We start from the raw sequence: 19,497 nt of genomic DNA, 5'->3' as shown, positions 1-19,497 counted from the left end.
CGGGTACCGGCTAACCTGGCCCCGTCACCGGGGCCGTCCCACGCCCCGCCGTCGTCTCCTGGGGGATCCGACCACCATGTTCAGGTATCTGCCCTACCTGCTGGTCCTGGCGCTGTGGATATACGCCTTCATCGACTGCCTGAACACCCCCGAGGAGCAGATCCGGGGCCTGCCCAAGGTGGTCTGGGTCATCGTCATCCTGCTCTTCGGCGAGGTGCTGGTCGGACCGATCGCCTGGCTCGTCGCGGGCAAGGTGCGCCACGCCCCGGCGAACGGCTCGACGCCCTCCGAGTGGCACCGCAACCACCGTATGGACTGGGTCGCTCCCGACGACAATCCCGATTTCCTCAGGTCGCTGAAGGAAGAGAACAAGAAGGACGAGGCACTGCTGAAGGACTGGGAGGCCGATCTGCGCCGCCGCGAGGAGGAGTTGCGCCGCCGGGAACGCGGCGAGGACGCCAAGGACTGAGCGGACCGGGGGCCGACCGATGGAACTCGGCTGCTCGTCACCTTCGAGAAGGTCGCCGCCGTCCTGAGCTTCACCCGGCCGCGGCGGAACCGGCGTACGCGCAGTCCAGCGTGACCAGTCAGGTGCGCGCCCTGGAATCCTCGCTCGGCACCGAACTCTTCGGCCGGCTCGGCGGCCGCATCCGGCGGCCGATCTCGTGGGGCAGCCCCTGCCGGCCGCCGAACCCGCCTGCGCCTACCGGGACTTGTTCGAGCGGGAACTGACCGCGCTCGAACCCGTGGACTTCGCCTCGAACAGCGGGACCCAGTTGAAGACGATGGAGTCACGGGGACGTCCGGTTCCCGGCTTCGCCCTGTCGTCGGACTACCCGGCGTGACAGATGGAGACCGAGAGTGACACCGCCGCTCGAGGTCCGTCTGACGCGGCACGCGGACGCGGACTCAGGAGGCGGCGAACGTATCGTCTCGGACAGTTCGGGGAACGGGAGTTATATGGGCATATGGAATAAACGGGACAATATGCTGGTGCATGAGACTGAACCGTACAACGCTGAACCACCTCCTGGCGCCCTCCTGGCTCAGCTCACCCCCCTGGACACCTTCTACGGCCGCAATCACGGGCCGATCCCCCGCATCGACCCGGCCCGCTGGCGGCTGCGGGTGGACGGTCTCGTCGATCACGCGCTGGAGTTGTCGATCGACGAGCTGCGGCGCCGCTTCCCCGAGCGGAAGCTGGTGGCGACCCTGCAGTGCGCCGGCAACCGCCGCGCCGATCTCATGGAGTTCCGCGACATACCGGGCCAGGTCCCCTGGGGCCCGGCAGCCACCTCCACCGCATGCTGGAGCGGGGTGCGTCTGGCGGATGTGCTGGCATCGGCCGGACTCCGGCGGGAGGCCGCCCATATCGCCTTCACCGGCACCGACGTCTCGCAGCAGACCGACCCGCCGGCGCCCTTCGGCGGCTCCGTCCCGGCGGCGAAGGCGCTCTCCGACGAGGTGCTGCTGGCCTGGGCGATGAACGACGAGCCGCTGCCCGCCGCGCACGGCGCTCCGCTGCGCGTGGTCGTCCCGGGCTGGATCGGCGCCCGCAGCGTCAAATGGCTCCAGCGCATCACCGCCCGAACAGAACCGTCCGACAACTACTTCCAGACCGAATACAGCATCCTGCCGCCGGAAGCCGACCCGCGCACGGCCGCACCGGGCGACGGCATCACGCTGGGCCCGATCGCCCTCCACTGCGCCATCCTCCAGCCGGACAGGGACGCCCGGCTGCCCGCCGGACCCACCGAGGTCACCGGCTACGCCCTCGCCGGGGAGGACCGGACCGTGGCGCGCGTCGACGTCTCCCCCGACAACGGCGGAAGCTGGACCCACGCCGATCTGGACGCACCGGAGAACCCCTGGACGTGGCAGCACTGGCGCACCACGCTCACGCTGCCCGCCGGCGAGACGGAACTCCTCGCCCGCGCCTGGGACTCCACCGGAGCCGTAGAGCCCGAATCACCGGCGACGGTCTGGAACCCCAGGGGATACGCCAACAACTCCTGGGCCGGCCTGCACGTCACCTGCCACACCTGACGACCGCGCATGAACACCGCTGACCCGAGGGACGATCATTCGCGGCCGGCAGCGGAAGACTTTCGTAACCCAACGGACATCGCGCACCCTAGTCCGAATCAACTCCCCCTTTTTACACTGGCCTTGGTAGACCTCACAGCAGCACATCGGATCGGACCGCTCCGGGGGGAGACGCGGTGCACAGACCGCTGCACGGCCGGGGGCCGCTGTTCGACACCGACCCGCCCGGCCTCGCTGCGCGGCTCGTCGGTCTGCGTCCGTACCAGCTCCGCTCCTCGCCCCGGGAACACGAGGGCGACCTGCCGTTCGTGGTGTTCGCCGGCGGGCGCGGGCTCGGCAAGAGCGCCCTGCTCGCCGAGACGCGCACCGCCTACCAGGGGCATACGCCCGTCGCGCTGATCGACGCCGAGGAGGCGCAGTTCGCGGCGGCGCCCCCGGAACGGCCCGGCGAGGCCTGGTCGCCGGTCTCCCAGGCCCTCACGACCGTCGCCGAGCAGCTCGCCGAGCCGGTGAAGGGAGCGGGCCGGATCAATTTCCCGCGGCTTGCCTCGGGGCTGCTGGCCGTCGCGGCCGGCGGCTGGAACGACCGGGACGTGCCGAGGATCCGGCAAGAGGCGGAGCGGATCCTGCTGCTGAACGACGCCCGGTCCTTCCTCGACGGGTTCGCGGGGCGCTGGGTGGGCAAGGTGGTCGCCAAGCTCGTCGCCTCCATGTCGAACACCGGGCCCGTCGTCGAGCCGATCATCGAAGCGACCCTGGAGTCCTTCAGCGAAGGGGTCTCGCCGACCCACCGGCGGCTGCGGAGGGCCGCCACCTGGTATCGGGACTACCCGAACGCGGGCGGCAACCCCAAGCTCGGGCTGATCCTGCTCTCGGGGCACTTCCGGGCCGGCGGCGACGCCCGCACCCACGCCGAGCGCTATCTCGTACGGGCCCTGCTGGCCGACCTCGACGACGCGTACGCCGGGGTCATGCAGCGCTCCCACCGGCTGGGCCGCCCCGTCGTGCTGATCGACAACGTGCAGGCACCCGCCGGGCGCGGCCTCATGGAGTCCGTGCTGCGCGACCGCGCGGACGGCATCCGTGACCAGGTCGTCTTCTTCGCCGCCCTGCGCGGATACGCCCACCCCGCGCTCCGGAACGCCGGCCGTCGGGCCCTCACCGAGGTCGCCCGCACCACCGGCTGGGAGCCGGCTGCCTCCCCGTCCTCCCGGGCGCTGCTCGTGTCGCTGCCGCCGCTGACGCCCGACGCCACCCTGCACCTCGTGGGCGCCGCGTGCCAGGGCCTTCAGGTGCCGCCCCGGCTTCCGCACGTCACCCACCGCCTGACCGGTGGCAGCCCGCTCGGCATCACCCTGCTCGCCGAGTCCGCCCGGCAGAACCTGCCCCGCGGTGCCCGCTCCCTCGGCGCGCTGCTCACCGCGGACGTCGCCCTCCACGCCGACCACGACGGCCATCCCGCCTACCGGCAGTTACTCGACCGGCTGGTGCCGGGCGGCCGGCTCGACGAACTGACCGTGCTCGCCGCCGCGCACGACCGGGACTCGGCGCTGGCGCTCGCCGCGGACCGGCTCCCGGACGACTTCGGCGCCGCCGGGGTGCTCGGATTACAGGAGCGGCTCGCCGAGGAGGGGTGGCCGACGGCGGCCGGGCAGTTCGTCGGCGACCCGTTCCTGCGGGCACTGCTCCTGCTGCGGCTGCACCACCTCGACGCGGACCACGCGCAGTGGCAGGCGGCCCACCGGGCGGTCATCGACCACTACGGCGAGCGGGGCACCCCGGACGCGGCCCGCTATCGGCTGCACCATGAACTGGCCCTCGGCAAGGCCGACTTCGCGGTGGCCCATCTGCGGGACACCTTCCCGGTCACGGAGGTCGGCGCCTGGCTGTCCGATCTGGTCTTCATCGCGTCCGCGCCCTACTACCACGCACACGACCCCGAGGGCCACGACTTCGACGGCCACGACCATCGGGCCGCGGTGGCACTCGGCCGTACGGACCCGGCACAGCGGCCGCCCGAGGGCGTGGACGCCGCCCTGCACCTGCGCGTACGGCGGCTGCTGCACGCGGTGTGGCAGCTCACCGACCCGCTGGTGCTGCCCGACCCCGAGGTGGCCGAGCGGCTGCGTTTCGAGCTGGAGCAGTTGTCGAACCTGCGGCCCGGGGGCACGGCCCTGCTGTGGCGCGCCTCGCGGGACTGGCCCTCGGACGCGTCGGCCGGCCGTCCCCTGCGGATCCCGGCCGAGGACGGGGACGGGGACGGGGGCGGGGGCGGGGGCCAGGGGTGACGTGCGTGGCATGGGTGGCCTTGGGAACTGACGGGTCTTTGTACGAGGGCGGGGGTCGATGATGGCGGCACGGCTGTGGAGATGGCTGCGCGAGGACGTCTGGGAGATTCGCTTCCGCCGGTATGTGGCGCTGCTGCTGGCCGCCGTGGTCGTGGCCGCGGCCGTGTGGTCGGGTCTCGTGATGACCAAGGAGGACCGTTCCTGCGCGCCGGGGGTGTCCCGTCCCCAGGACAGCGACGACTGCGTGGGCGTGTCGGCGACGGCGTACGACTTCGGCCGCTCCCCGTTCACCGCCACCGTGCGGGCGATCGACCGGGAGAACCGCCGGCTCAAGCCCGGCAGCTATGTGACCGTCGCCCTGTTCCTGCCGTTCACCGCGTCGGCCCCGGCCAGCCTCAACGACATCCAGCACCAGTTGCAGGGCGCCTATCTGGCCCAGTACCAGGCCAACCACGACACCACCGGCCAGTCCCCGTCCATCCGGCTCGTCCTCGCCAACCCCGGTGCGGACGGGTCGCACTGGCAGACCGTCGTCGACCGGCTGGACGCGATGGCCAAGGGTCCGGACACCCTGCGGGCGGTCACCGGGATAGGGCAGAGCACCGACGCCAACAAGGAGGCGGTCGAGGCACTGACCCGGCGGGGCATCCCCGTGATCGGCACCTCGATCACCGCCGACGACCTGGCCAACGGACAGGGCGGCAAGGACCCCTACCCGGGGCTCGCCCGGGTCGCCCCCACCAACACGGACGAGGCCCGCGCCCTCGCCTCGTTCGCCGGGGTGTCGGGCGGGCAGGCGCTGTTGGTGTACGACAAGCCGGGGGACCCCTACACGCGGACGCTCCAGGACTCCTTCCAGCGGCTGCTGTCCGGATCGCGGATCGCGCCGCAGGCGTTCACCCCGCCCGCCGACCGCACGCTGGACGGCACGACCGGCAACCAGTTCCGGCAGATCGCGTCCCTCGTGTGCGACACCCCGGCGTCCATGAACACGATCCTGTTCGCCGGACGGCACACCCAACTGCGCCAGTTCGTCAACGCGTTGGGGGACCGAGGCTGCACGGACCGCAGGCTCACCGTGCTCACGGGAGACGAGGGGTCGTATCTCACCGGCGACGGAAAGCTCAACCGGGACGCCCTCACCCGCAACCTCGCCGTCCGCTACACCTCGCTGGCCCACCCGGACGCCTGGCGGAAACAGACCCCGGCGACGGGCGGCAGCACCGCGGACGCCAAGGCGCTGGACGATCTGCTCGCCCGGAGCGAGGACCAGCCGATCGGGCCGATCGGACCGACGGCCCTGGGGGACGGACAGCTGATCATCGCGTACGACGGGATGCGGCTCGCGGTGCAGGGGCTGCGGGAGGCCACGCCGACCGGCCAGGCCGTGCCACCGCTCGCCGACGTGGTCAACGAGTGGTCGTACATCAAGGGCTCGCACCGGGTGAACGGCGCGAGCGGATGGATCTGCCTCGACGGGCACGGGAACCCCTACGACAAGGCCGTGGCGGTCGTGGAGCTGACCCCTTCGGGCGGCTCGCGGTTCGTGAAACTGGCCTGGCCGGAGGGCAAGCCGCCCGCAAAGGAGTGCCTGCCGCCGGCGTGAGCCCCGTCCCGTCAGAGGACGTCGGCCTCCACGACGGCGAGCAGACGCTCGAAGCGCTTGCGCCAGCCCGGGTCGACGTCCTGCCTGCTCTCGTGCGTGAAGCGCACGGTGGTGCCCACCGGGCGGCCCGGCTCCAGATGGAAGCGGATACGGCCGCGGCCCTCCAGGGTGTACTCGGCGACCCGTTCCACGTCCCAGGCCGTGATCCGGCCCCTGGCCGTGCCCTCCGGCAGCCGGAGCGCCACCGCTCCGCCGAGCCGGGGCTCGAACGGCTCGACGGGAGCCAGCCACTCCCCCAGGCCCGCGGAGGTGGCCAGGGCGGGCCAGACCTCCTCCACGGGCCGGGCCAGGCGCAGCAGATAGTGGCGTACGTGCAGATCCCCCCGGTGCTCGGCGTTGCCCCCCTGGATGGGATTGGTCATGACACCAGCCTGGCCCGGCGGCCGGGGTTCCGCACGTGTTACGGACGCTCGCCCGCCTTGTCGACCACGGCCCGTGTGAGCACCGCGCTCGCGCCCGTGACCTGGCCCTTCGTGTCCAGCTCTCGCTCCCCGGGGAAGGTGTGGCTCTTCGGGTCGAGGATCAGCCGCTCGCTTTGGCGCCCGATCGTCCGCGTGACCGCGACCCCCTCGCGGCCGGCCGGGTCCTCCACTCCGCGGACCAGCCGGACGCCGGGGATCGTCGCGGCGGCCCGGTGGAGGGCGGGGCTCACCCTGGGCGGCTCCCCGTCTGTCCGTACGGCAAAGGCCGGTTCCGGTGACTCAGGTCACAGGGAACCGGCCTTCGCGACAGGGCGCTACACGCCCGCGTAGGAGTGCTTGCCGCCCACGAAGATGTTCACGCCGTAGTAGTTGAACAGCCAGCAGCCGAAGGCGATGAGCGCGATGTACGCGGCCTTGCGGCCCTTCCAGCCGGCCGTGGAGCGGGCGTGCAGATAACAGGCGTACGCGACCCAGGTGATGAAGGCCCAGGTCTCCTTGGGGTCCCAGCCCCAGTAGCGGCCCCAGGCCGACTCGGCCCAGATGGCGCCCGCGATGATCGTGAACGTCCACAGCGGGAAGACGGCGGCGTTCACGCGGTAGGCGAACTTGTCGAGGGACGCCGAGGCGGGCAGCCGCTCCAGGACGGAGGTGGCGAAGGTGCCGGGCTTGCCGCCGTTCGCGAGCTTGTTCTCGTAGGAGTCCTTGAAGAGGTAGAGGAGCGTGCCGACCGCCCCGACGTAGAAGACCGCGCCGCAGACGATGGCCGTGGAGACGTGGATGTACAGCCAGTACGAGTGCAGCGCGGGGACGAGCTGGTCGCTGGCCGTGTACAGCACGGTGACGGCGAGACCGAGGTCGAGCAGGACCGTGGTGGTGAGGAAGAGGCCGAGCCAGCGCACGTTCTTCTTCAGGGCGAGCAGCGCGAGGTACACGCCGACGGCGACCGTGGAGAAGGTGATGTTGAACTCGTACATGTTGCCCCACGGCGCCCGCTCCACGGAGGCCGCGCGGGCGATGACACCCGCCAGCTCCACGAGGAAGGCCAGCACGGTGAGGGAGACGGCGATCCGGCCGTAGAGGTCGCCCTGGGCGTCACCGCCGTGGGCGCCGGGGCCGTCCGGCACGTCACGGGCGCCGGCCGCGGAGCGGGTGACGACCTTCGGTCGCTCCAGCACCGCGGTGCCCCCGGCCTTCTTGACCGTGACGGCGGGCGCCTCGGCCTGCTGCGCGCCGCCCGCGGTGAGGGCGTGCGCGGTGCGGGCGACCTTGCTGCGGCTGCCGAAGAGCCATTCGGCGATGTAGGCGAAGAAGGCCAGGGTGTAGACGGCCATCGCGGAGTAGATCAGCGTGTTGCTGATGTCCGCGAGGTGTTCGTTGGTGGCGGTGGCGAGGGTCACTTCTTCTGAGCCCCTTCAGCGGCGGGTACGGGGGTTTCGGCGCCCGGCTCCTGGTCGGGGTCGGCGTCGTCCTTCTCGTCGGTCTTGGCGGGTGCCCGGTCGTGGACGAGCGCGGCCAGGTCGCCGAGTTCCTCGGGCAGCTTCGCGGACTCGCTCCGTCCGAGGCCCGCCATCTCCACCACGGTCACCCCGTCGGGGCCGGCCGCGGCCCGCACCCAGACACGGCGGCGCTGGATGAACAGGGAGCCTGCCAGACCGAAGATGGCGGCGACGGCACCGCCGAGCGCCCAGCCGCTCGCCGGCTGCTGCACGATCTGGAAGCCGGCCCATTCCCTGACCTGCTTGTCGAAGGTGATCGAGCCGTTGCCGCCGGGCAGCTGCATGGTCTCGCCGGGCAGCAGACGGGCCTTGACGAGGTTGCCCTTGGCGTCCTTGAAGGGCTTCAGGTTCTTCGTGTTGAGCTGGTACACGTTCTGCGGGATGCCCGAGTTGACGCCCAGGTCGCCGTGGTACGCGGACACCGCGAGCACGGGGAAGTCCAGCGCCGGGAACTGGGAGAACATCGTGCCCTTGCCGGCGCCGGCGAAGGTCGGCACGAAGAAGGCCGCGAAGCCGAGCTGGTCGGCCTGCCCCTGGGCGTTGCGGTAGCCGTCGTAGACCTTGACGGCGCCCTGGGAGGTGACGTTGGGGTCGATCGGCAGCAGCGGCACGGCGTCGTGGAAGACGACGCCGCCCTTGCCGTCGCGGACGGTGACGACGGGCGCGTATCCGTGGCTGACCAGGTAGACCTTCGCGTCGCCGATGTTCAGCGGCTCGTTGACCTTGACGGCGGTCTTCCGGTCCTTGCCGTAGGCGCCCACGTTGTAGGTGATGTTCGCCTGGTACGTGCGCGGGGTGCCCTTGTTGGGACCGGTGCGCTCGTAGGTGCCCTTGAAGTCGTCCAGCCGGAAGCTGAACGGCACCAGGTCGTCGTCGGTGAAGAGGTTGCCGGACTTGAAGTCGTCGTACTGGGTGAGGGTGTTGGAGAATCCGTCGCCCTCGACGATCAGCTTGTTGCCCTCGGACTTGAAGAGCTGGCCCCAGGCGAAGGCGATCAGCATCACGATCAGGGCGAGATGGAAGGCCAGGTTGCCGGCCTCGCGCAGATAGCCCTTCTCGGCCGCGACCGCGTCCCCGGCCACATGCGACCGGAAGCGGCGCCGCCTGAGCAGCTCGAGCGCGGCCTCGCGGACCTGCTCGGGGTCGGCGTCGGTGCGCCAGGTCGCGTACGCGGGCAGCCGGGTCAGCCGCTTGGGGGCGGCCGGCGGGCGGCCCCTGAGCTGGCCGACGAACTGCCAGGTGCGCGGGACGATACAGCCGATGAGGGAGACGAACAGCAGGATGTAGATCGCCGAGAACCACACCGAGCTGTAGACGTGGAACAGCCCGAGCCTGTCGTAGAGGGGGCCCAGTGTCCTGTGGGCGTCCTTGAAGTCCTGCACCTTCAGCGCGTCGGTGCCGGCCTGCGGGATCAGCGAGCCCGGGATCGCGCCGAGCGAGAGCAGGAAGAGCAGGATCAGCGCGACCCGCATGGAGGTCAGCTGCCGCCAGAACCAGCGGGCCCAGCCGGTGACCTCACGCGCGGCCCAGGTGGTCCAGCCCAGGGCGCCGGGCTCCCGGGAGCCGCCGAAGGAGCCGGGCATGGCGACCTCGGCGGGGGCGGTGGACAGTTGCGAGCCGGCCTCACCGAGATCGCCGTCGGGGGTCGTGTCCGTCGTCTCGCTGTGCACGTCGGTGCTCCGTGTGTCGCTCATGGATCAGATCCCCACCGTGAAGCCGTCGGACCAGCTCTGCATCTGCTGCACGATCCCGTCCCAGACGCCCGTCAGCAGCAGCAGGCCGGTCACGATCATCATGGTGCCTCCGATGCGCATGACCCAGACGTAGTGACGCTTGACCCAGCCGAACGCGCCGAGCGCCTTGCGGAAGGCGACCGCGGCGAGGACGAAGGGGATACCGAGGCCGAGGCAGTACGCGACGGTCAGCAGAGCCCCGCGTCCGGCGCTCGCCTGGTCGAAGGAGAGCGCCTGCACGGAGGCGAGGGTCGGGCCGATGCACGGGGTCCAGCCGATGCCGAAGAGCGCGCCGAGCAGGGGCGCGCCGACCAGGCCGGTGGCGGGCCTCCGGTGGAACCGGAACTCGCGCTGGGTGAGCCAGGGCATCAGGCCCATGAAGAAGACGCCCAGCAGGATCATGAGCACGCCGAGCACCTTGGTGAGGGTGCCGTCGTGCTCCTGAAGCGTGTGCCCGAAGTACCCGAACAGCGCCCCGCCGGACACGAACACGGCGGTGAAGCCGAGCACGAACAGCGAGGCGCCCGCGGCCATCCGGCCCCGCCTGGCCTCGGCGAGGTCGGTACCGGCGACCCCGGTGACGTAGGAGAGGTAGCCGGGCACGAGGGGCAGCACGCACGGCGAGAAGAAGGAGACGAGTCCGCCGAGGACGGCGACCGGCAGGGCGAGCAGCAGCGCACCGGGCAGGGCCGAGCCGGTGGTCGCGGCGAGCAGGGTCACTCCGGGCACGTCACTTCTCCGCGACGACCGGGTCGACCATCTCGCGCAGCTTGTCCTCGGTGAGGGGCTGCAGGGTCCGCGCGGCGATCTTCCCGTTCCGGTCGAGGACCAGCGTGGAGGGGATCGCCTGCGGGTTCAGGGTGCCCTTCTTGAAGCGGAGCATCAGCCGGCCGGTCGGGTCGTACAGGCTCGGATACGTGACGCCGTACTGCTTCTCGAAGGCGCGGGCCGGCTCGGTGCTGGTGTCGCGGGTGTTGATGCCGACGAACTGGACGCCCTTGTCCGCGGTGTCCTTGGCGACCTTGACGAAGTTCGTCGCCTCCGCGCGGCACGGCGGGCACCAGGAGCCCCACACATTGATGACGACGACCTTGCCCTTGTAGTCGGCGACATCGAGCTTCTGCCCGTCGATCGTCGTGCCGGACAGGTCGGGGGCTGCGGCCCGCTCGCCCTTCTTGACGGTCGCGATGCCGTCCTTGCCGGTGATGAAGTTGGTGTTGCCCGAACCCCCGGAGGTACCGCCGGAACCGCAGGCGGACAGCACAAGCGCCGCCACGGCGGCCCCGGCGGAGGCGAGGGCGGCGCGGCGGCGACTGCGGCTACGGGTGCGGTTCAGGCGCTGGGGGGCGCGGCAGGCGGCACTCATGTGAAAAGTTTCGCATGTCCGTTCCGGGGATCTTGCGCACCCCCCTCGCGGACGGAAAACCGCATTTCACGCGGTCTTCGACGGGGTACTCGAAGCCCCCTTGCCGCTGTCCGCGAGGAACTGCTTCCAGCCGCCCGTCGGCTGCTGTCCCACACCGAGGCTCTGCAGCTTGCGGACGGTCTCGGGCCGCTGCACGTCGAGCCAGTCCGTGAACTGCCTGAAGGAGACGAGCCGCACATCGGCGCCCTTCTCCTTCTCGCGCGCGATGTGCTTGAACGCCGCCTCGACCGCGTCCATGTAGATGCCGCCGTTCCAGTGCTCGAAGTGGTTCCCTATGAAGAAGGGCGCACGGTTTGTCTGATATGCCCGCTCAAATCCGGCTACGTACGCCTGGGTCGCCTGGGTGCGCCAGCCGGGGTAGTTGGACGGGGGCGCCTTCGTGGTCGCGATCGACTGGTTGGCGAGGATGTTGTAGTCCATGGACAGCACCTCGAAGGTGTGCCCCGGGAACGGTATCGCCTGGAGCGGGTAGTCCCACACGCCCTGCCGCTTGACCGGCCACATCTGCCGGCCACCGGGCGAGGAGGCGTCGTAGCGCCAGCCGAGTTCGCGGGCGGTGGGCAGCAGGTTGTCCTGCCCGAGCAGGCAGGGCGTACGTGCGCCGACCAGCTCCTTGTCGTAGTCGAAGGGCAGCGGCGGCAGGTCCGTGAACCCGGTGTTGGTCTTCCACTCCTTGACGAAGGCCTTGGCCTGCCGGATCTCGCTGTGCCACTGCTTGGGCGTCCACCACTTCACCGAGGTGTGGCTCTCGCCACAGAAGTGGCCGTTGAAGTGGGTGCCTATCTCGTGGCCCTCGAGCCAGGCCCGGCGGACGTTCTGGAGCGTGGAGCGGATGTGCGCGTCGGTCAGATAGCCGATGTCGGAGGCGCCCGGCCGGTTGTTGGGGGGCAGGTACATGCGCTTCTTCGACTCGGGCAGCAGATAGAGCCCGGAGAGGAAGAAGGTCATGTGCGCGCCGTGCTCCTTGGCGAGGTCCAGGAAGCGCGGGAAGAGACCGTTGCCGACCTCGCCGGCCCCGTCCCACGAGAAGATCACGAACTGCGGCGGGGTCTCACCGGGCTCCAGGGGCACCGGCTTGGCCGGCTGGTGGGGCTGCTTGCCGGTGTCGGCGGTGGAGCCGTCACCGAGCGGACGCGCGGAGGCCGTGGGGCTGTCGGGGGCGTCGGAGCCCCCCTTGCCGGAACCACCGCCGGACCGGGCGTCCTTACGCCCCTGGGTGCCGCACGCGACCAGTCCCATAGCGGCCGCGGTGCCCGCCCCGAGCCCGATCAGTCCCCGTCGGCTGATGTCCCGCATCCCGTCCCCATCTCATAGCGTCCTCTCAGTGGTCACACAATGAGAGGACACAACCGAGACCGCGGTTCCGCCGAACGCACTTATATGTAGGGGATTTTACGAAGATACCAGTGGATGACGGGACCGAATACGCTTTGTGACGCAGCGTACGCCTTCGCGTAAGCCGTACGCCTTGTCGCGGGTGTACGCCTCACCGAGAGGCGTACACCCACCACGCACTCAGGGCCCCGTACCGCCAGGCGGTCAAGCCCCGCGCGCTCAGGCCCCGAACGCCTTGCCCGCCCCCTTCACCGGCTTGGCGCCCGCCAGCAGATGAGGCGGTACCAGGTCCCGGGCCGGCTCGCTGTACCCCACCGACACGATTCTGTCGCCCTGGTACGTGAACGTGGTAAGAGAGGCGAGCGTGCACTGCCGCTTGCGCGGGTCGTGCCACAGCCGCCGCTTCTCCACGAAGCTGCGCACGATCCAGATCGGCAGCTGGTGGCTGACGCACACGGCCTCATGACCGCGCGCGGCGTCCTTGGCGGCGTCCAGCGCCGCCGTCATCCGGACCACCTGCTCCACATACGGCTCGCCCCACGACGGCTTGAACGGGTTGACCAGGTGCTTCCAGTTCTCCGGCCGCCGCAGCGCGCCGTCCCCGACCCCGAAGGTCTTGCCCTGGAACACGTTCTCGGCCTCGATGAGCCGCTCGTCGACGGCGAGGTCCAGGCCGTGCGCCTTGGCGATCGGGGTGGCCGTCTCCTGGGCCCGCTCCAGCGGGGAGGCGACGACGTGGGTGATGTCCCGGGAGGCGAGATGCTCGGCGACCCGCTCGGCCATCTGCCGGCCGAGCTCGGAGAGGTGGTAGCCGGGCAGCCGCCCGTACAGCACCCCGCTCGGGTTGGCGACCTCGCCGTGGCGCATCAGGTGGACGACGGTGATGTCACTCATGCTGCCGTGGCCTCCGCTGCTGCCCGGGCCGCCGCCGGAAGGGCGTCGGCGATGCGCTGGATCGCCCGCTCGTCGTGGGCGGTGGAGACGAACCAGGACTCGAACGACGAGGGCGGCAGATAGACGCCCTGGGAGAGAAGGGAGTGGAAGAAGGCGGTGAACCGGAAGGACTCCTGCGCCTTGGCGTCCTCGTAGTCGACCACCGGACGGTCGGTGAAGAACACGGAGAACATGTTGGACGCGCTCTGGAGCCGGTGCGCCACGCCCTCCTTGGCGAGCGCGTCCGTGACGAGCGCACGGATCTCGGCCGACACCGCGTCGACCTTCTCGTACGCGGCGTCGTCGAGCAGCCGCAGCTGGGCGAGGCCGGCGGCGGTGGCGACCGGGTTCCCGGAGAGGGTGCCGGCCTGGTACACCGGGCCGGCCGGGGCGAGGTGCGCCATGACGTCGGCGCGCCCGCCGAAGGCGGCGGCGGGGAAACCGCCGCCCATGACCTTGCCGAAGGTCATCAGGTCCGGCTTCACGCCGTCGATGCCGTACCAGCCCGCGCGGCTGGTACGGAATCCGGTCATGACCTCGTCGGAGATGTACAGGGCCCCGTTTGCGTGGCAGAGATCCTTGAGCCCCTGGTTGAACCCGGGCAGCGGCGGCACCACGCCCATGTTCCCGGGCGACGCCTCGGTGATCACACAGGCGATCTCACCGGGGTGGGCGGCGAAGGCGGCGCGCACGGCGTCGAGGTCGTTGTACGGCAGCACGATCGTGTCCCCGGCCTGGGCACCGGTGACGCCGGGCGTGTCGGGCAGGGCGAAGGTGGCGACGCCGCTGCCGGCGGCGGCGAGCAGCGAGTCGACGTGCCCGTGATAACAACCGGCGAACTTGACCACCTTCGACCGCCGGGTGAATCCGCGGGCGAGCCGGATCGCCGACATGGTGGCCTCGGTCCCGCTGGAGACGAGCCGCACCTGCTCGACCGGCTCCACCCGGGCGACGATCTCCTCGGCGAGCGCGACCTCGCCCTCACCGGGGGTGCCGAAGGACGTACCGCGCGAGACGGCCTCCTGGACGGCGGCGATCACCTCGGGGTGGGAGTGCCCGAGAATCATGGGCCCCCACGAACAAACAAGATCAACGTATTCGCGTCCATCGGCATCGGTCAGATAGGGACCGTTACCGGACACCATGAACCGGGGCGTACCGCCCACGGCGCGGAAGGCGCGCACCGGAGAGTTCACGCCGCCGGGCGTGACGGCCGCCGCGCGCTCGAAAAGAGTCTGCGAAACTGGGGCTTCGTACGGATAGCTCACACTAGCCATGGTGTCAGAGGCCGCGAAGATCCTGCGGACAGGTGTTTCACCGCACGTTTCGGCGGGCGGCCGTGGGGGAGGTCACTGACACGATGATCGGGTTGCGCGGCGGGGGCCACGCGTCCTAGAACAGCAGTCGGGTGGAGATATGCATCGCGGTGGCGGACTGGGCGAGGGGACCGATGACCTGGGTCCTCGGCGTGCCCGGCGGGGAAGGCACCGGCGCGACGCGGAGGAAACGACGGAAACACATCGGGCGCAGGGTCCTTACGAGGCGCACGAGCCGCAGGGCTCGCGCGGTTCCCAGGTTCCCCAGAACCCGGCGGATCGACCGATTTCTCAGGGTTCGCAAAGTTCACAGAGTTCACAAGGTGCGCAGGGTTCGAAGGCTTCGCCGGCTGATCCTGAGCGAATCGAGCGTGCGGCGCGTATGGACAGAAGAGGCCGCGCGGTCGACCGGCTCAGGGTAGGGAGCGGGAATGGTGGTCGGGTGGGGGTGACGTACAAGTACTTCGGCGCGCCGGACGGCGCGACGGCAGCCCGCGTCCCGATCTCGATGCGGCCCGAGGAGCTGGGCGGCGACGAGCTCGGCATGGGCGGCATGTTCACCAAGATCAAGCCCGAGACGATGGCGGCGATGGTCCTCACGGGCATCGAGGGCGTCCCGCTGCACAAGGTCCCGCCGCTGGAACTGGTGGTCCTGCATCCCGACTACGCGGTGGTCAAACTCCCCATGACGGTCGTGGACCCGCTGCGCGGCATCGGCGAGGAGGCCGTGGGCGCGGCGGCCTTCATCTGGTCCACGGTTCCGGACCGCGGCGGCCCCCGGGACGCCTTCAACGTGTACCAACTGCTGCACGAGTGGCAGGACTTCAGCCACCGGCTGCATGAAGCGGGGCATCAGCCGTACTGCCTGGTTTGGCCCTGACCGGCTCTGAGCTGGGGTTTCTTGCGGGTTGGGCGGGGTCTTCGGGCCTCGCCCTTTTTGGTGCCGGGGAGGGCCGTCAGGCGGCCAGGGCACATTGAGGGCACATTGGTTTTGCTGGGGGTGCTGATGTGCCCTGGGCTGCGGGTGGGTCGCCGTCGTTTTCCGCCTCGGCTTCCGTTTCCGTGAAGGCGTCGTCGATCGCCTTGCGGGTGCGGGTCTCGCTGGACGGCAGCAAGTGCGTGTACGTCCGGAGCGTGAAGCCCGGGTCCGAGTGGCCGAGGTACTCGGAGAGCGCCTTTATGCTCTCACCCGCGTCCAGGAGCACGGAGGCGTAGGCGTGCCGGAGGGCGTGCATCCCGTCTTCGGGGGCCGCCTGGAGGTACCTCGCGCCGCGCTCGCGGGGAGGGATCACGCCGGCGGCAGCCAGAGCGCGCTTCCAGTCGCCCATGTTGAAGACGCTGCGGTTGTAGGCCCGCCCCTTCTGGTCGACGAAGAGGAGACGGAAGGTCTTCGGCTCGCCGTCCGGCTTGGCCCACGGCAGGGTGACCTCGACCGGCGGGAACTCCTTCGTGTGGGCCTTGAGGGCGGCAGCAAGCTGGGCCGGTAGAGGCACAGATCGGATCTTGTTCCCCTTGGGCAGGGCGAAGACGGGCTTCGTGCCGACGAGCCGTACCTGGCGGTTGACGTGGATCCAGCCGGTCTTGAAGTCGATGTCCTCGACGGCAAAGCCGAAGACCTCGCCCTGACGCAGGCCGCAGCCGAAGGCGAGCTTGCCGCCGGCCTGGAAGCGCTTGGGCAGGCCGGCGAGGACTGCCCGGACGCGCTCCAGCGGCCAAGGGATGATCTTCTTCTTGGTCGCGGTCGGCAGCTTGACCGACTTCGCCTTGCAGGGGTTCTTCGGCAGCAGCCCATCCTCCACGGCCGCGCCGAGGATGCTGGAGAGGATGTCGAAAATGCCCTCGATCGTCGACACCTCCAGGCGGGCGTCCTGGAGCCTGCGGATCCAGCCCTGGATGACCGAGGGCTGGTTGAGGGAACGCAGCTCGCGTCGCCCGAGGTGCTCGACGATGTGGTTGCGGACCGTCGCCTCGTAGCGGAGGGCTGTCGTCGGACCGACGGAGTTCGCGTCCAGCCACTTCTGCGCGTAGGCGCCGAGCGTCTGCTTCGTCTCGGCTGGTACGACGTAGGAGCCGCGCCGGATCTCGACGTCGACCTCGGCGGCCCGGTTGTCCGCCTCGGCCTTGGTGTCGAAGTTCTCCTTGCGCTGGCGGCCGTCCAGATCGCGGTAGCGGACCTGCCACCGCTTGCCGACGCCGTGATCGGCGGTGGGGACCATCTGCCGCGTACGGCTCTTGTGTTCACCGCACTCGGCCTCGGTGGGCTTGGGATGGGACTTGTGCCAGCGGTCGTACACGTCAGCCAAGAAGGACCCCCTGGATGCGCTCCCAGGTCTGGATCGCAGAGGTCTCCAGAGGCAGCAGGACTGCGGGCGAGACGCCGAGGGCGGCGGCGATCGCGACGAGGTCGTCGACGTCACAGCGGCGGTGGGCGCGCTCGGTGCGGCTGAGGGCTGTGTTGGACATCGGGCGGCCCAGCGCGGTGCATCGGGCAGCCAGCTGGTGCTGGGTCAGGCCGCGCGCGATGCGTATTCGCTCTATGGCGCGGGCGGCGTGGAGGCCGGCGGGGCCTATTTCAACGGGTCGAGTTGCCATGACAGGTAGCTGTAACTTGCAGCCGACCTTTATGGCAAGAGTTGGCTCTAAAACTCTACAGAAGTCGTTGCAGGGTGACCATGGGGCGGCGTGGCGTTTATCTCGCCCATTCACGAGGCACGGACGGGTAATTCCGGGAGTCGCCGTGCTAACTTGCCGTCGCGCGTGAACTTTGGGCGTTTTGAGCCGGTAACCGATGATGTGCTCACCGCTTGCTTCAGCTCACCTGATCACCTGCCCAGACAGGCTCCGGCCTGCACCAACCGACGAGACGGGCCCGGTCGGTGCCCCCCCCGGGCGATCAGGGATGAGGAGGTAGTCGCCAACTTTTTGGTCAACGGCCGATCCACCTCTACGGTTATTACCCCTCCCAGCCACGCCGAGGGAATTAGTGGAGAGTTTTAGAACCAACGCTGGACTTCTTCGCTGGCGGTGTGGCTGTGTTGTCCAGGCACGCTGTCCAAGACCGAAAAGGAGCCCTGTGCCGAATACCTCTCTCCGCAGCGCGAACGCCCCTTCCTCCGCCGACGCTGCCCGGCGCGGCCCGTTGGCCACCCCGGCGGAAGTCGCTGCCTATCTCGGGGTGCCGGTGAAAACGCTCTACCAGTGGAAGTACCGGGGCATCGGCCCCAACGTGCACAAGGTCGGCCGCCACCTCCGCTACCGCTGGTCCGAGGTGGACGCCTGGGTGAACGCCCAGTCCGCGTACGACCTCACGGCCTGAAGCCGCTCTGCCGGGACAGCGAAGCGGCTCTCCGCGAGCCACCGCCGAGAGCCACAGAGTCCCCGCCCCCATCGCCCTTGAACGATCGAATCGGTGGGCCGGGCCTTGCCCGTCCGGCCCACCGGGAAGGAACGCCTATGGACGAATCTACGTCCCCCGACTCCTCCGCCGCATCCTCGATACCCACCTGGCCGCCCGTCGCCGCCCTGGGCCAGGACGCCACCGCGAAAGCCTCGACCTCGGAGGACGACGAGCCAGGGCAGCCCGGAGAAGGCGCACAGCTACTGGACGAGCTGCAGGAAGCCATCGCGCGGTACGTGATCCTGCCCAGCAGTGAGGCGCTGACCGCCGTCACGCTGTGGGTGGCGGCCACGCACATCCAGCCCGCCCTCCAGCACGCACCTCGCCTCGCCGTGGTCGGGCCTGCGAAGCGGTGCGGTAAGTCCCGCCTGCTGGACGTGCTCACCGAGACTGTGCGCGAGCCGCTGATCACGGTCAACACCAGCCCGGCGGTGGTCTTCCGCGCCATCGGTGCGGACCCGCCCACCCTGCTGGTGGACGAGGCCGACACCATCTTCGGCAGCATCAAGGCCGCCGAAAAGAACGAGGAGCTGCGTGGCCTCCTCAACGCCGGCCACCAGCGCAACCGGCCCGCCCTGCGGATCTCCGGGCCGGAGCACAAGCCGCAGGCGTTCCCCACCTTCGCCATGGCCGCGCTCGCCGGCATCGGGGACCTGCCGGACACGGTCATGGACCGGGCCGTGGTGATCCGAATGCAGCGGCGCAAGCCAGGTGAGCGGGTGGAACAGTTCCGCTCCCGCCGCGACATACCCGCCCTGCACGCCCTACGTGACCGGCTGACTGCCTGGCTGCGCCCGCTGATGGACACCGCAGCCGACCTGGTGCCGCCGATGCCGGTGCAGGACCGTGCGGCCGACACCTGGGAACCGCTGGTGGTCGTCGCCGAACTGGCAGGCGACTCCTGGCCGGAGCGAGCACGCGAAGCGTGCGTGGCCATGTGTGCCGCCGAGGTCGGCCAGGACGACGAGTCCAACGTGAAGACACGCCTGCTGAAGGACATCCGCCGCGTCTTCGCGTGCTACGGCGATCCTGACACCGTGCGCACGCGGGACCTGCTGGAAGAGCTACTCAAGGACCAGGAGGCGCCGTGGGCGGAGTACCGCAACACCGGTCTGACCCCGCGCTACCTGGGGATCCTGCTGAAGGACTTCGGTATCCAGGCAGCCGTCCTCCGCTTCGAAGGCGGACGGCAGGCCCGGGGATTCACCCACGCACAGTTCACCGATGCCTGGGCCCGCTACTGCCCCGAGGAGCAGCCACCCGACGGCGGTGAGACCACACGTCACGGGTCGGCCGTACACCCGTAAACACCCGTCGCACACGTCGCACCGCAGGTCATCCCCGTGACGGGTCCGGCAACTGTGACGGGTCCTCCCGTATCACGCCAGGTTCCCGTACCTGCCCTGACCAGGCATGCGACGGGTGCGACGAGTCCGCCG

General features: G+C 70.1%; 19 protein-coding genes and 1 pseudogene. 9 read left to right on the top strand and 11 right to left on the bottom strand.

Annotation, left to right across the window (positions count from 1 at the left end):
- Positions 1-76 precede the first annotated feature (76 nt).
- The 6 genes and pseudogenes from ACIP94_RS06570 to ACIP94_RS06545 all read left to right on the top strand — a co-directional run bounded on the left by ACIP94_RS06570 (position 77) and on the right by ACIP94_RS06545 (position 5,940).
- Positions 77-469, top strand: coding sequence for a PLD nuclease N-terminal domain-containing protein (locus ACIP94_RS06570; protein ID WP_402420499.1), 393 nt, complete (start codon positions 77-79; stop codon positions 467-469).
- Between the two features lie 30 nt (positions 470-499).
- A pseudogene (locus ACIP94_RS06565) lies at positions 500-654 on the top strand (LysR family transcriptional regulator); the annotation flags it as partial.
- An 11-nt stretch (positions 655-665) separates the two neighbouring features.
- Positions 666-845, top strand: coding sequence for a hypothetical protein (locus ACIP94_RS06560; RefSeq protein WP_402420496.1), 180 nt, complete (start codon positions 666-668; stop codon positions 843-845).
- 142 nt (positions 846-987) lie between these two features.
- The gene (locus ACIP94_RS06555) at positions 988-2,046 is read left to right on the top strand and encodes a sulfite oxidase (protein WP_402420493.1); all 1,059 of its coding nucleotides are present in this window, start codon (positions 988-990) and stop codon (positions 2,044-2,046) included.
- Between the two features lie 176 nt (positions 2,047-2,222).
- Positions 2,223-4,334, top strand: coding sequence for a hypothetical protein (locus ACIP94_RS06550; protein ID WP_402420490.1), 2,112 nt, complete (start codon positions 2,223-2,225; stop codon positions 4,332-4,334).
- 61 nt (positions 4,335-4,395) lie between these two features.
- Complete coding sequence (locus tag ACIP94_RS06545; protein ID WP_402421698.1) at positions 4,396-5,940, top strand: ABC transporter substrate-binding protein; 1,545 nt, start codon at positions 4,396-4,398, stop codon at positions 5,938-5,940.
- Between the two features lie 11 nt (positions 5,941-5,951).
- On the opposite strand, the gene ACIP94_RS06540 is transcribed toward ACIP94_RS06545, so the two are convergent.
- The 9 genes from ACIP94_RS06540 to hemL all read right to left on the bottom strand — a co-directional run bounded on the left by ACIP94_RS06540 (position 5,952) and on the right by hemL (position 14,622).
- The gene (locus tag ACIP94_RS06540; RefSeq protein WP_402420487.1) at positions 5,952-6,362 is read right to left on the bottom strand and encodes an SRPBCC domain-containing protein; all 411 of its coding nucleotides are present in this window, start codon (positions 6,360-6,362) and stop codon (positions 5,952-5,954) included.
- A gap of 38 nt (positions 6,363-6,400) precedes the next feature.
- A complete protein-coding gene (locus tag ACIP94_RS06535) occupies positions 6,401-6,652 on the bottom strand; it encodes a hypothetical protein (RefSeq protein WP_402420484.1) in 252 nt (83 codons plus the stop codon).
- A gap of 84 nt (positions 6,653-6,736) precedes the next feature.
- Complete coding sequence (ccsB, locus tag ACIP94_RS06530) at positions 6,737-7,819, bottom strand: c-type cytochrome biogenesis protein CcsB (protein ID WP_402420482.1); 1,083 nt, start codon at positions 7,817-7,819, stop codon at positions 6,737-6,739.
- On the bottom strand, positions 7,816-9,612 hold the full coding sequence (locus ACIP94_RS06525; protein WP_402420479.1) for a cytochrome c biogenesis protein ResB: 1,797 nt from the start codon (positions 9,610-9,612) through the stop codon (positions 7,816-7,818). The genes ccsB and ACIP94_RS06525 overlap by 4 nt, the downstream gene beginning before the upstream one ends.
- 3 nt (positions 9,613-9,615) lie before the next feature.
- Positions 9,616-10,380, bottom strand: coding sequence for a cytochrome c biogenesis CcdA family protein (locus tag ACIP94_RS06520; protein WP_402420476.1), 765 nt, complete (start codon positions 10,378-10,380; stop codon positions 9,616-9,618).
- Position 10,381: 1 nt separating this feature from the next.
- The gene (locus ACIP94_RS06515) at positions 10,382-11,017 is read right to left on the bottom strand and encodes a TlpA family protein disulfide reductase (protein ID WP_402420473.1); all 636 of its coding nucleotides are present in this window, start codon (positions 11,015-11,017) and stop codon (positions 10,382-10,384) included.
- A gap of 66 nt (positions 11,018-11,083) precedes the next feature.
- Entirely contained in the window at positions 11,084-12,373 is a 1,290-nt protein-coding gene (locus ACIP94_RS06510) for a hypothetical protein (RefSeq protein WP_402420470.1), read from the bottom strand.
- A 258-nt stretch (positions 12,374-12,631) separates the two neighbouring features.
- A complete protein-coding gene (locus ACIP94_RS06505; protein WP_402420467.1) occupies positions 12,632-13,306 on the bottom strand; it encodes a histidine phosphatase family protein in 675 nt (224 codons plus the stop codon).
- On the bottom strand, positions 13,303-14,622 hold the full coding sequence (hemL, locus tag ACIP94_RS06500; protein WP_402420465.1) for a glutamate-1-semialdehyde 2,1-aminomutase: 1,320 nt from the start codon (positions 14,620-14,622) through the stop codon (positions 13,303-13,305). Before hemL ends, ACIP94_RS06505 begins: the two co-directional genes overlap by 4 nt.
- 421 nt (positions 14,623-15,043) lie before the next feature.
- Here hemL and ACIP94_RS06495 point away from each other — a divergent pair, with 421 nt between their 5' ends.
- On the top strand, positions 15,044-15,541 hold the full coding sequence (locus ACIP94_RS06495) for a hypothetical protein (RefSeq protein ID WP_234518336.1): 498 nt from the start codon (positions 15,044-15,046) through the stop codon (positions 15,539-15,541).
- Positions 15,542-15,617: 76 nt separating this feature from the next.
- Here ACIP94_RS06495 and ACIP94_RS06490 read toward each other — a convergent pair whose 3' ends face one another.
- Positions 15,618-16,955 (bottom strand): tyrosine-type recombinase/integrase, encoded by a 1,338-nt coding sequence (locus ACIP94_RS06490; RefSeq protein ID WP_351222893.1) that lies wholly within the window; start codon positions 16,953-16,955, stop codon positions 15,618-15,620.
- Position 16,956: 1 nt separating this feature from the next.
- Positions 16,957-17,253, bottom strand: a complete 297-nt coding sequence (locus ACIP94_RS06485; protein WP_351222860.1) for a helix-turn-helix transcriptional regulator — start codon at positions 17,251-17,253, stop codon at positions 16,957-16,959.
- A 481-nt stretch (positions 17,254-17,734) separates the two neighbouring features.
- Between ACIP94_RS06485 and ACIP94_RS06480 the strand changes: the two genes are divergently transcribed.
- A complete protein-coding gene (locus ACIP94_RS06480) occupies positions 17,735-17,977 on the top strand; it encodes an AlpA family transcriptional regulator (RefSeq protein ID WP_079088060.1) in 243 nt (80 codons plus the stop codon).
- Between the two features lie 137 nt (positions 17,978-18,114).
- The gene (locus ACIP94_RS06475; RefSeq protein ID WP_058081473.1) at positions 18,115-19,365 is read left to right on the top strand and encodes a DUF3631 domain-containing protein; all 1,251 of its coding nucleotides are present in this window, start codon (positions 18,115-18,117) and stop codon (positions 19,363-19,365) included.
- Positions 19,366-19,497: the final 132 nt, after the last annotated feature.

Origin of the sequence: Streptomyces sp. NPDC093261, from assembly GCF_044753645.1 — a bacterium.
Taxonomy (GTDB): domain Bacteria; phylum Actinomycetota; class Actinomycetes; order Streptomycetales; family Streptomycetaceae; genus Streptomyces.
Note: the sequence above shows the minus strand (reverse complement) of the source record. Positions and strands in the feature narration are given on the sequence as shown.